General features: G+C 49.0%; 11 protein-coding genes. 6 read left to right on the plus strand and 5 right to left on the minus strand.

Features of this window, described 5'->3' with window-relative positions; all coding sequences use genetic code 11:
- Positions 1–12 precede the first annotated feature (12 nt).
- Both N7U64_RS09710 and N7U64_RS09715 read left to right on the plus strand, forming a co-directional pair.
- Positions 13–1,659 carry an aromatic amino acid hydroxylase gene (locus N7U64_RS09710; RefSeq protein ID WP_318929656.1) on the plus strand — a complete coding sequence of 549 codons (1,647 nt, stop codon included), beginning with the start codon at positions 13–15 and terminating at the stop codon, positions 1,657–1,659.
- Positions 1,660–1,738: 79 nt separating this feature from the next.
- Positions 1,739–2,251, plus strand: a complete 513-nt coding sequence (locus N7U64_RS09715; RefSeq protein WP_318929657.1) for a hypothetical protein — start codon at positions 1,739–1,741, stop codon at positions 2,249–2,251.
- Positions 2,252–2,293: 42 nt separating this feature from the next.
- Here N7U64_RS09715 and N7U64_RS09720 read toward each other — a convergent pair whose 3' ends face one another.
- The 3 genes from N7U64_RS09720 to N7U64_RS09730 all read right to left on the minus strand — a co-directional run bounded on the left by N7U64_RS09720 (position 2,294) and on the right by N7U64_RS09730 (position 4,163).
- Positions 2,294–2,581 (minus strand): MGMT family protein, encoded by a 288-nt coding sequence (locus N7U64_RS09720; protein ID WP_114596209.1) that lies wholly within the window; start codon positions 2,579–2,581, stop codon positions 2,294–2,296.
- Positions 2,578–3,549 (minus strand): cation diffusion facilitator family transporter, encoded by a 972-nt coding sequence (locus N7U64_RS09725; protein ID WP_114596208.1) that lies wholly within the window; start codon positions 3,547–3,549, stop codon positions 2,578–2,580. The genes N7U64_RS09720 and N7U64_RS09725 overlap by 4 nt, the downstream gene beginning before the upstream one ends.
- A 125-nt stretch (positions 3,550–3,674) precedes the next feature.
- A complete protein-coding gene (locus N7U64_RS09730; protein ID WP_318929658.1) occupies positions 3,675–4,163 on the minus strand; it encodes a pyridoxamine 5'-phosphate oxidase family protein in 489 nt (162 codons plus the stop codon).
- 167 nt (positions 4,164–4,330) lie between these two features.
- Here N7U64_RS09730 and N7U64_RS09735 point away from each other — a divergent pair, with 167 nt between their 5' ends.
- On the plus strand, positions 4,331–5,341 hold the full coding sequence (locus N7U64_RS09735; RefSeq protein WP_318929659.1) for an LLM class flavin-dependent oxidoreductase: 1,011 nt from the start codon (positions 4,331–4,333) through the stop codon (positions 5,339–5,341).
- 19 nt (positions 5,342–5,360) lie between these two features.
- On the opposite strand, the gene N7U64_RS09740 is transcribed toward N7U64_RS09735, so the two are convergent.
- Positions 5,361–6,632, minus strand: coding sequence for an MFS transporter (locus tag N7U64_RS09740; RefSeq protein ID WP_318929660.1), 1,272 nt, complete (start codon positions 6,630–6,632; stop codon positions 5,361–5,363).
- A 121-nt stretch (positions 6,633–6,753) separates the two neighbouring features.
- Between N7U64_RS09740 and N7U64_RS09745 the strand changes: the two genes are divergently transcribed.
- Positions 6,754–7,941 (plus strand): helix-turn-helix transcriptional regulator, encoded by a 1,188-nt coding sequence (locus tag N7U64_RS09745; protein ID WP_318929661.1) that lies wholly within the window; start codon positions 6,754–6,756, stop codon positions 7,939–7,941.
- A 43-nt stretch (positions 7,942–7,984) separates the two neighbouring features.
- On the opposite strand, the gene N7U64_RS09750 is transcribed toward N7U64_RS09745, so the two are convergent.
- The gene (locus N7U64_RS09750; protein ID WP_318929662.1) at positions 7,985–9,427 is read right to left on the minus strand and encodes an SH3 domain-containing protein; all 1,443 of its coding nucleotides are present in this window, start codon (positions 9,425–9,427) and stop codon (positions 7,985–7,987) included.
- Positions 9,428–9,643: 216 nt separating this feature from the next.
- Between N7U64_RS09750 and N7U64_RS09755 the strand changes: the two genes are divergently transcribed.
- Together N7U64_RS09755 and N7U64_RS09760 are read left to right on the plus strand one after the other, a co-directional pair.
- Positions 9,644–11,356: an ABC transporter ATP-binding protein gene (locus N7U64_RS09755; RefSeq protein ID WP_318929663.1), complete on the plus strand. Its 1,713-nt coding sequence runs from the start codon at positions 9,644–9,646 to the stop codon at positions 11,354–11,356.
- Positions 11,357–11,475: 119 nt separating this feature from the next.
- Positions 11,476–12,336: a DUF4003 family protein gene (locus N7U64_RS09760; protein ID WP_318929664.1), complete on the plus strand. Its 861-nt coding sequence runs from the start codon at positions 11,476–11,478 to the stop codon at positions 12,334–12,336.
- The last annotated feature ends 29 nt before the right edge of the window (positions 12,337–12,365 follow it).

Here is a 12,365-nt window from a genome sequence, read left to right on the forward strand (position 1 = left end):
GGGGAAATTCATATGTCTACACCAATCATTCCAAGTCACTTACAACCACACGTCGCGCCACAGCACTACGACGATTACACGCCGACGGATCATGCGGTCTGGCGTTACGTCATGCGACTGAATTTAAATACGTTACAAGATACGGCGCATCCGGCATACCTCGAAGGACTCGCAGCATCCGGCATCAGTCCGGAACGGATTCCGGATGTCCGGGAGATGACGGCAAACTTAAGTCGTGGCGGCTGGGGAACGGTCGCTGTCGACGGTTTGATTCCCGGTGTCGCGTTCTTTGATTTCCAAGGTCACGGACTGTTGCCGATTGCAACCGATATCCGTAAGGTCGACAACATTCTCTACACACCGGCACCGGACATTCTGCACGAAGCGGCAGGGCACGCGCCGATCCTGATGAATCCGACGTACGCGGAATTTGTCCGCCGCTTCGGTGAAATCGGAGCACATGCCTTTAACCATAAAGCGGAGCATGATGTCTTCAAAGCCTTGAAGAAGCTGACGATCGTCAAGGAAAGTCCGTTCTCGACGCCGGCTGATATCGAGCAGGCGGAAATCGTCCTTGCTGAAACCCGGACCCACGTCAAAGGGATTTCCGAAGCCAATGAAATTTCACGTCTCTTCTGGTGGACGGTTGAGTTTGGTCTGATCGGTGACATCAACAATCCGCAAATCTACGGAGCCGGTCTTCTGTCATCGGTCGGTGAAAGCCGGCACTGTCTGACGGACGCTGTCGTCAAACACCCGTTTTCGCTTGAAAAAGCACTGGCGACGAAGCATGACGTCACGAGCATGCAAAAAGAACTGTTTGTCTGCGAATCATTCGAACAGCTCCGTGATGCGCTGGAAGAGTTCGCGCAAACGATGTCATATGTCCGCGGCGGCATCCACGGATTAACGAAAGCCGTCGAGTCGGGCAATCTTTCGACGCTTGTCTTTGACAGCGGCGTCTCGCTTGTCGGTGTGCCGGAAACACAGGAAATCCATGAATCTCTGCACCTCGTTAAGCTGACCGGTCCGACAGCGCTTGCTGCGAACGGTGAAGTTTTGACAGGACAAGGGCTCGCCGATCATCCGGAAGGATTTACACTCCTTCACGGACAAGAACTGAATGAAGTCCTGATGCAAGTCAAAGTCGGAGAGCAACTCGACTGGACAGAAGGGACAGTTCATCTCACAGGACAAATTTCAGCGATTCAAAATGTTAACGGTCATCGGGCACTCGTCATTCTGGAAGACGCGCAGGTGACAAATGCCGGTCAAACAACAGCGATGGACCGGATGGAACTGGTCGTCGGTGAAATCACATCAGCTTTCCCAGGAACAGAAGTCGAAGCGTTAAAACCGATTCCTGAGACAGTCGAATTCGAACGGATTGAACGTCCGTTGACAGCAGCCGACCCGATCTTTGAAGCTGTTCGGGAAATGCGGGAAGGACGGGCTGACCGTCAATTGTTGCCACAGTTGATTGACCGGACACTCAATCAATTACCGGATGCTTGGTTACTCCGCCTGGAGTTGCTCGAACTGGCCGATGAAGTCGATCAGCCGCGACTAATCGCTGATCTCGACCGTTTGAAGCAGACATCGGTCGAACGGGAAGAATTGATTACACGCGGTATGCGTCTGCTGGATCTCGTCCGGTAAGCGGACGGTCGAGAAATCCCTTGAAACCTGTTAGAATGGAAACCGTGTGAAAGTGAAACGGAACAGGGGAGTGATCGATATGAAACAACCGAACTACTATCAGGACGTCAAACAATTCCATCAGACGTTCCATCATCCGGGGGCGGTTCAACCGACAGTGATTCCGCTCGACCGCGGTGTCAAACGGGCGACCTGGACAGCAGAAGAAGCAGTCGTCGAGTTCCTGCATCAGTCGTCGCAAAACGAAACGGAGTTTTTAGCTGCCATCGAGACGTTTAAGGCAGGACTCGATCAGGCCGTTAAAAAATCACTGAAGGAAACCTATCCAGTGACGGAAGTCGAACGGCTCGTCGGCCAAGGTGATGCCTTGACGGATGCCCTGTACTTCATCATGGGCAGTTTTGTTGAAGCCGGTCTTGAGCCGGGGCCGTTGTTCGAAATCGTCCAACAGGCCAACATGGCGAAACTCGGTCCGGACGGCCAACCGATTTTCCGGGAATCGGATCAGAAGGTCATGAAGCCGGACGGATGGTTGCCGCCGGAGCCGCAACTCGAAGCAGAAGTAGTGCGCCAAATGAAAGAAAAAGCATGAAAAAAGGAAGTAAGCCGCACATGCGGTTTACTTCCTTTTTGTTCAGACCTGATAACGGGACAACGATAACTTCCCGGGACGATCAAAGACGATTCCTTCCGCCTCGAGTGCCAGTTGCTGTTCGTCACCGTCCAGTGAAATTTCACCTTTGGCATTTAAGACGCGGTGCCACGGCAGGTGTTCCGTCCGGCTCAGGCTGTGGAGAATCCGTGCCACTTGCCGGGCTGCCCGCGGGTTTCCGGCAAGCCGGGCGACTTGACCGTACGTCATGACGCGTCCTGCCGGAATCGAACGGATGATAGCCATGACCTCTTGTGTAAACGGAATCAAAGGGTTTCCTTCGTGGAAACGATATACTGCTGAATTTTATCATCTTCGTCAAACCCGATCGTGACATCGGTGATCCCTTGCTGAAGCCGGATTTGCAGTTCGAGCCGGTCTTTGATGTCATCGGCTTGTGCAATCGTCAACGACGGATCGACTTCAATCTCAACTTCGACATGGAAATGATCCCCTTCCTTGATGACTTCGAGTTTACTGATATCACGGACATCGGCATCCTGCATGATGAGACCGCCGAGCCGTGCGGCCATCGTCTCATCTGCTTCACCAAGTGCGCCGGCCGCATTTTGTAAAAAGACGTTGCCGACGACATAAAACATCATCAGTCCGATGATGATCGACGCAATCCCTTCCGCCTGATGGAACGGTGTCAGATGCGAGATGATGACGGCAATCATGGCGACGAGTCCGCCGGCCGTTGCGACTAAATCTTCGAGGAAGACAAGCCGTGTCGCCGGTTTTGCCTGCTTTAAGGCACGGAAGCTGTCGAGAATCAATTTGGGACCTTTTGTCGTGATCCGGGCATCGTGGGCGATTTCCTGCATCGCTTTGTAAAAGACGCCGCTTTCGAGGACGACACCGACAAATAAGACGGACAGTGTAATCCAGAAACCGGTCGACTCCGTCGGTTCAATGATATGGGCAATGCCTTCATGAATCGTTTCGTAAGCCATGATGCCGACGAATAAAATCGCGCCGAGCAGGACGAGGTTGACGAGACGGCCGAACCCGTTCGGGAACCGTTTAGTTGGCGCCTTCTTACTGAGGGCGGAGCCGATGAAGACAAAAAACTGGTTGGCGGCATCGCCGAACGTATGCATCATTTCGGCAAACATAGCGACGTTTCCCGTTAAGACATAAGCAACTGCTTTAATGATGGCGATAATCGAATTGACGATACCGGCGGTCAGAGCCGAGCGGTTACCGCGTTTTAATAAGGTAATGAATTCTCCCATGATGCGTCTCCTTTAGCTAATAAACTTGATTACTAATAGTAGTATGTTACACCAGATGACGTGCTTAAAACCAATTCAAACAAAAAAAGACCAAATCGCTATAAGGCGATTCGGTCAAACAAGAATTATTTTAAATCTACTTTTTTGTTGATTTCATTCGAGTCGTCGTTGCCGACCGCTTTTTTCAACAGCTGTTTGACGGATTTCGTCGTGTTTCCTGTTTCCCAGTACTCGGCGCCTTCCGTGTTGACCTTGATCAGGACAACTTTTGGATCTTCGTACGTCGTACCGAGGTACGCTTCGTAACGCGGGCTCCACAATTCTTTTTTACGGGCTACATCTTCGACGAATTCTGCTTTTCCGCGAATCGAGACATATGATTTATCGACATACGCAACGTTGACGTTCGGATTTTTGAGAATCTCATTGTATTTGCCTGTATCTTTTGATGTAAGGAACCAGAGATCGCCATCGAACTCGATATCCTGTGTTTGCATTGGACGTGAGACGAGCCCTTCATCAGAAACAGTCGTCAGCATCGCTGTTTCGATTTTATCGATTAATTTTTTGACCGTTTCGACGGCTTCCTGATTTGATGTATGATTCGTTGACATAAAAAACACCTCATCCTTTAAGTTTTTGTTGCGGCTACTTTAAGAATGTTCCCTGAATTTCAAATTGAAAACGTCGCCATCCGGTAAACAGGCAGTTTAATTGCATTCGATTATCAGACAGGCGTACAGTTTAGACATGAAGTCAACAGCAAGGGGAGAGATTATAAATGAAATTAAGTATTTTAGATCAGTCGCCGGTCTCAAAAGGACAGACGCCGTCAGAAGCCTTACATGAAACGGTTGAACTGGCGAAGATTGCCGATGAACTCGGTTATACGCGGTTATGGGTGTCGGAACACCACTTTGCGAAGACGCTTGCCGGATCAAGTCCGGAAGTTTTGATCGCCTATATGGCAGCCGTCACAAAACAGATTCGTCTCGGTTCAGGGGGCGTCATGTTACCGCATTACAGTCCGTACAAAGTCGCGGAAAACTTCCGTGTCCTCGAAGGACTAGCACCGAACCGGATTGATTTAGGACTCGGTCGTGCACCAGGCGGCATGCCGCTCGCGACACGTGCCCTTCAGGAAGGATCGTCACCGCGGTTCGGCGGAGCCGACTACGGCGCTCAACTCGATGATCTCGTCGATTATTTGAAAGACGGTGCACCGGCTGATCACCGGTTTGTAGGACTCGTCGCAACACCGGAAGTCGATACGACACCAGAAGCCTGGTTGCTTGGATCAAGCGGCGGCAGTGCCTTGAATGCCGCACAACGCGGATTCGGATTCGCTTTTGCCCACTTCATCAACGGACAAGGCGGGCAGGAAGTGATGGATTATTACCGTCATAACTTTATGGCGACGTCATTCAACGCGACACCGCAGACACTCGTCTCGATTTTCGTGACATGTGCTGAAACGACGGAAGAAGCGGAAAGATTGGCTTCAAGTCTTGATTTGTCGTTGCTCCTGCTTGAGAAAGGTGTCTCGTCAACAGGCACACCGACTCCGGAGGAAGCAGCCGCTTACCAGTACTCGTTCCAAGACCAGTTCCGGATTGCCGAAAACCGGAAACGGATGATTGTCGGAAATCCCGAGGACGTCGCACGTCAGTTGCAAAATCTCGCAGATTCGTACGGAACAGATGAAGTGATGATTGCTTCGATGATTGCTGACAAGGAAGCCAAACAACAATCACTCCGTCTGATCATGGATGCAGTCAAAGCAACGGTTTAATGAATAAAGTACGTTCATCTCAGCTCGCTGAGGTGGACGTTTTTTCATGTCCGGGAAGGGAGTCCTTCGTAAAACGTTCCGTCCGGACGTCGTGCCGCAAGTGGAAGAATCCGACACCAACCGTTACGAGTAAACCAAACGAACTGATGGCGAGAATCAGAGTGAGTGAAACGTAATCACTTAAGAAGCCGAATAACAGCATACCGAGTGGAATGATGCCCATCGCAAGGGATTCCATGACGCCAATGACCCGCCCTAAGTACACAGGGTCTGTTTGACGCTGCACGAGCAGTTGAATCGGAATATTTGCCCGGAGAATGATGAACCCTACCGTGAAGGAGAAGATAAGAAAATAACCAAATATCCAGTTCGATGGAACGATGTCGAGTAACGGCAACAGGGGTGAAAGAAACAGCATACCGACAAAAGCAATTGACTGAAACAATGTCATTAATGGACGCTTGATTGTAAATCGAGGAAGGGCAAGTATCAGTGAACTAAATAAGAGCCCCACACCTAAAGCCGCTTCAATCGTTCCGAACTGAAAAGCTGTAAACTTGAGATGATCGAGTAAAATAATCGGATAGATGACTTCGAGTGCAATGAAAAAGAAATTCAAAACAAGTGCCATCAAGATGAGTGTCGTCAGGACACGTTGTTTGAACAAATAACGGTAGCCTGATTGAAAGTCTGTCCAAAATGAAGGTGAGCTTTCTTCACGGGCAGAAGGAATGGTTCTAAATGTCAGACTGGCATTCCAAATCGCGGCGAAGGCGAATAACATAAGTGGCAAGAGGGCAAAAAGATGGATTGGCGCAAAGGCTAACAGGAAACCGGCAAGTATCGGAGCAACAATTGAGGAAAGGGAACTGATACTTGAAATGAGGGAATTACCGCGCTGTAATTCGGCATCATCAAGCAGACGCGTCAATGAACTCATCAAGGTGACGGAAAGGAATGTCGACAGAGCAGTCAAAAGGGCACTGACAATCATGTAATGAATCGTATGGACAGGAAAAAAGGTTGCGTAACTTGCAAATACGGTGAGTATGAAGGCACTCGATGCCTCAGTCGTGACGATGATTTTTTTCCGGTTCCAGCGATCGGATAGAACACCGGCAACCGGAGATAACAGAATCCTCGGCAGCGTGCCGGCAAGTAAGACAAGTGCGAACTGAAGACCGGAAGACGTTTCCCGTAACACGGTCAGACCGGCGACAAACGTAAACAGACTGGCGGCGAATAACGAACAAAACTTACCGAACAGCAACCGTTGCAAATTTTTCGACATCATGATTCCTCCTTTTTGTTCAATTAAATTGAACTTTCCTTTATACTAGAGGAACAGGGAATGATTGTAAATACAAAAGTTAAATTTAATTTAACTTATTGGATAAGGTGAGGTGCCAAAGATGCTTGGACAACGAATTAAAAGTTTTCGGAAAGCGAAAAAAATGACGCAGTCTGATGTTGCGGACGGCGTCATGACGAAGTCGATGCTCAGTATGATCGAGAACGAAAAAGCGACACCGTCTTTACCGGCCTTACAATCGATCGCAAGTCGTCTGCAAGTCTCCATCGATGAATTATTGATTGATCCGCGTGCCGTCGAAATGAAACAGATGATTGAAAAAATCAATTCGGCTGCAAGCGGTTATTATGCGGAAGGACAGATTGCGACGATGCTCGAGCCGTATTTAGAGCCCGCCATCAATTCGTACTGGCAAGGACAAGTTTATTACGAGTATGGAAGTGCTTTACGTTTTTCTGATACGGAAAAAGGATTACATTACTTCGATCTGGCGGAAGACGTATTTAAACAGCTTGGATTACGGGATGAACAGATTAAAGTACAAATTTCAAAAGTCTATTTTTTATTTTTCCTGCGCCGCTATGAAGAAGCGTACCGGAAGATTGACGGGATGATGATTTTTCAGGATGTCCCGCTCGCGCATGAGACATTTCTTGATTATCAAATGTTGCAGGCAATCCGTGTCAGTGTGATTGATGATAACTGGAGTCAGTCGATTGCTTTCTTACGGGAAGGAATCCGCTACATGCGGGAAAAGGGTGTCTACAGTGATGTCAGTAACTACCACCGGTTGCTCGCCCTGTTTTTAAGTTTGGAAAAGGAGTACGAAGCGGCAGAATTTGAACTCGAAAAATTACAGCACTTCTTTTTATTCACGGAAGCGACGGCACTTGATCAAATTCTTGTCGATTTGACGAAAGGATCGATTGCTGTCCATCGCAAGGATTATGCCGGAATTCGTGTGGCACGGGAACGGCTGATCGAAGTCGAGATTGAAGCCTGTCTTCATTACATCGGATATTTCGAAGTCTATCTTTGTCTGTGGAATGATTCAAAAGAGGAACTGACCTTTGACCTGCAGAGCGCCGTTTCTAAAATTTGGAGGAATGCCCACTTATGGCGGGCCGGTGGTGAGTACGATCACGCGATGATGTTATACGCGCTCACACTTGCAATGCGGGCCGGAGTCGAATTGGATCGTCAAGCAGAAGTGGAAGAATTGACGATACAACTGTCACCCGGTCATTTCAAACGGCAAATTGAGGAAATGTTAGCGGAATTGGCATAAAAAACAGGACCAACCGGGTACCTTCCCGATTGGTCCTGTTGGATTAAAGTGCTTTAAAACCAAGTAACTTTTGTGTCCAGTAGCGTTCAGACAGACGACTGATACCGAGTGACGGTGTGTTGGCATGAATGAACTGATCGTTGTTCAACATGATGCCAATGTGCGTCGGACCGGCTGCATACGTATTTTCGAAGAAAATAATGTCGCCGCGGACCGGTTGACGTAATTTCGATAACTTTTGACCGAGGTAGCCGTCATTGTTCCAGTAGCCATTGACGTTCGTCCGGGCCACTTTGTAGCCGGCCGTATTGAGCGCATAATTGATGAAACCGGAGCAATCGAATCCACCGTTGACGGGACTGCTTGAACCCCAGACGTATGGCGTACCGAGGTACTGTTGACCGATTGAGATGGCTTTTTCCATGATGCCTGACGCCGGAATCGTCGTCGTTGGCGGGGTGACGGGTGGTGTCACCGGAGTAGAGACAGAGCCGGTCGTGATGTAGGTTTTAGCCACATAATAATAAGCGGTACCGATTTTAATCTGATACCAACCGGCACTTGTACCGGTCGTTTCGCCCATGACTTGAACCGTTGATCCGTGTGCAAGTTGTGTGAAGACGGTCGATGCCGTCGATGGAGCAGTCCGGACATTTAAGCCGGTCGGTGCATCGACTTTATACGTTTTCGACTGGTCGACCGGTTTGACAGAGACACCCGGTGTTGAAGGAGCGGGCGGCGGTGCATCCTTAGCCGTCGCTGAGACATAACTCGAGGCGACATACAGTGCTTTGCCGTCTAATTGAATTTGATACCACGTATCGACCGCACCTGTTACTTTCAGGACGGTTTTGTGCGCCAGTGTTTTATAGATTTTTCCTGTCGTCGAAGCGGAAAGGCGGGCATTTAGCCCTTCTTTAGCATTGACTTCGTACTGCTTGGACGAATCGACAGCTTTGACGGCCGTTGAAACAGGAGGTGTGACCGGTGTCGTGACCGGCGGTTTTGATCCTGTCGTCACGGTCGATGTTTTAGCGGTGACCAGTGTCGTATGGACATAAGCGGATTTGTTTTTGTAATTGATTTCGTACCATTCACCGGTTTTCTTTTTAACGGAAAGACTGACGTTCTTCGCCAGTTTACCAAGCGATTTAGAAGCGGTCGTTGCTTTCTCACGCACGTTGACGGACGAGGTGTTCGTTATGTAGGTCGTGGTTGTCGGTGCTTTTGCTGGAACCGTTTTGACGTATGCGGCTGTAATGAATGCCTTTTTCGATTGGTGACGAATTTCGTACCAGGATCCGGTCTTTTTGACTGCAGTGACCGTCGTTCCTTTTTTAAGTGTGGTGATGACAGGAGCGGAAGTAGTGGCAGCAGTCCGGATGTTGACGTTGTCTGTCAAGATGAGTGTCGTTGATGCGGCTTCGACGCCAGTGGCTGAGCTGATCAGCGCAAGTGTCGTCAAAGTGAGAAAAGTCTTTTTCACGTAGTGTGGCTCCCTTCCAAAATAGTGAGTCTTGTTCGATGAGGCATCGAATCATTGTTACCATTTTGTCATAAGAAGACAGGGATTCACCTTATTTTAAAATATATTTTTTGAGAAAGAAATTCGAGTTATTTTCAAAAAAAGAAGAAAGAATTGTAAACGAGAATTATTTTCAGTAATCCTGTACACTAAAGATAATTTGGAAGGAGGACTCGCATGTTAAAACGATTTTATCACTATTACATACCGCATAAACGACTGTTTTGGCTGGATTTTTCGTCCGCCTTGTTCGTTGGTTTGCTCGAGCTCGCTTTTCCGCTTGCTGTCAAATGGTTCATCGATTCACTGTTACCGGACGGTGAGTTAAACTGGATTATTCTCGTCAGTGTCGGATTACTCGGCCTATATGTCATCAGTACATTGATGCAGTTCGTCGTCAACTACTTTGGTCATAAGCTCGGAATCAACATCGAGACGGATATGCGGCGGCAATTATTCGGTCATGTCCAAAAACAGTCGTTCCGTTTTTTTGATAACACAAAAACGGGACATATCATGAGCCGAATTACGAATGACTTGTTCGACATCGGTGAACTGGCCCACCATGGTCCGGAAGATGCCTTTATTGCCGTCATGACATTAATCGGTGCATTCTCGATCATGCTGACGATCAATGTGCCGCTTGCACTGGTGACGATTATTGCCGTTCCGTTCCTGATCTGGTTGATCAGTTATGCGAACGTCCGGATGAACCGGTCGTGGGACCGGATGTACGGCAACATTGCCGAGGTCAATTCGCGGGTGGAGGACAGTGTCTCCGGCATTCGTGTCGTCCAATCGTTTACGAACGAAGCGCATGAAGTGGCACGGTTTGAAAAAGACAATCGGACGTTCCGGCAGTCGAAGATTAATGCCTACAAAGTCATGAGTACGAGTCTGTCCGGTATCTATCTGACGACCCGGTTGATGACGCTTGCGGTTCTCGTCGTCGGTGCCTATCTCAGCTATACAGGGAAACTCACTTACGGGGAACTGGTCGGATTCATTCTCTATATGAACATCTTATTGAAACCGATTGATAAAATTACGGCTCTCTTGGAACTGTATCCAAAAGGAATGGCCGGTTTTAAACGGTTCCTGGAAATGATTGATCATGATGAAGAACTGAAGGATGCGCCGGATGCCATTCATGTCTCGGCATTACGTGGGGCGATCCGGTTTGATGACGTCAGCTTCGGTTACGAAGCCGAGCGGTTGATTTTAAAAGACATCAGCCTGTCTGTAGAACCGGGACAGACGATTGCCTTTGTCGGAACGTCAGGAGCCGGGAAGACAACGATTTGTTCCCTGATTCCGAGGTTTTATGACGTGACGGACGGTGCCATTACGATTGACGGCATCGATATCCGGCAGATGACGAAATCGTCGTTGCGGCAACAAATCGGAATCGTGCAACAGGATGTCTTTCTGTTTTCGGGAACGATTGCTGAAAATATTGCGTACGGCGATTTGTCGGCCGATCGTGCTGACATCGTGGAAGCGGCGGAACGGGCGCATCTCGGACAGATGATTGCCGATTTACCGGACGGATACGACACCGAAATCGGGGAACGGGGATTGAAGCTGTCAGGTGGACAAAAACAACGGTTGGCGATTGCCCGGATGTTCTTGAAAAATCCGCCGATCCTGATTCTGGATGAAGCAACGTCGGCTCTTGATACCGAAACGGAAGCAATCATCCAGGAGTCTCTGGCCGAACTGTCGAAAAACCGGACGACGCTGATCATCGCACACCGTCTGGCGACGATTCGTCAAGCGGACCGGATTCTGGTCGTGACGAAAGACGGAATCGTTGAAGACGGAACACACGAAGAACTGGTCGAAAATGGAGGATACTTCGCACGACTCCTTGACCGCCAACGCGTCTGATAAACCGGAAGTCAACTCATCCTCAAGATGAGCAGGGCTTCCGGTTTTTTGATCGATGGAAGAAAGGCGGAATGATTTTACAGGAAGCGGGAACATATAAGAGAAGGGAGGACGGGGACATGTACGGTTTGTTTTGTGAGAACTATAATGAAACCTATTCGACGTTACACGGAGAATCTTCACATGATTTTCACCGCTTTTTTGCCTTGTCATATACGATTCATAATACGGTCTTCGACAAAGCGGCGTATGACCGGATGATGCAAATCGTCAAACAGAAGACGACCCGGTTTTCAGCTCTACGCAGCCGGTATACACCGCTCTTGATTTCGCATATCCAACTCAACAGTTCCGAACCGGAGCGGTTGCTCGAACGGGTCATCGAGGCGGAGCGCCATATCAAACGGCGTTTCATTAAAGAAAAGGCGGTCCGGCCATTTTTTGCTCTCGGCGAAGTCTTGAACCGTGAACAGGGCATCGATGCCTTTCCGATTGTGGAACAACTTCGACAGACACGCCCTGTCCTCAATCTAGCGAAACAATATGTCGTGACGTCAACGCTTATGGAAGGGGGCAACCTTCCGGAACGCTTCACCGAGACGGTCGATGAGGCCGAACGATGGCTCGAACGATGGATGAAGCCGTCGAGCGAACGGTTGATGACCGCACAGATTTTAGCTACATCCGGTGCGATGGACGATCAAAAATCAAGGATTCAAGCCTGGTGTGAAATGATGGAAGAGCGGGAATTGCGGATTTGGGATCGAATTTTCCCGTTGCTGGCGTTACTTGAGACAACCGAACGGGTCGATATGATTTACGTGACACGTGTCGTCGACCGGGAACGGTCCCGGAACCGCTTTTCGGATGAAGTCAATTGGTTGATTGCGTTTCATCTGTTGCTTGCGAAAAGCGGCAAAAGCCGCCTGCAGTCGGCCCTGCTGATTTTAGCAACGCTTGAACTGACAAAAAAGCCGTGAGAAAACATTCAAAAAAGATCCTCGGCGAA

This window comes from Exiguobacterium sp. K1 (assembly GCF_033721435.1).
Taxonomy (GTDB): Bacteria; Bacillota; Bacilli; order Exiguobacteriales; family Exiguobacteriaceae; genus Exiguobacterium_A; species Exiguobacterium_A artemiae.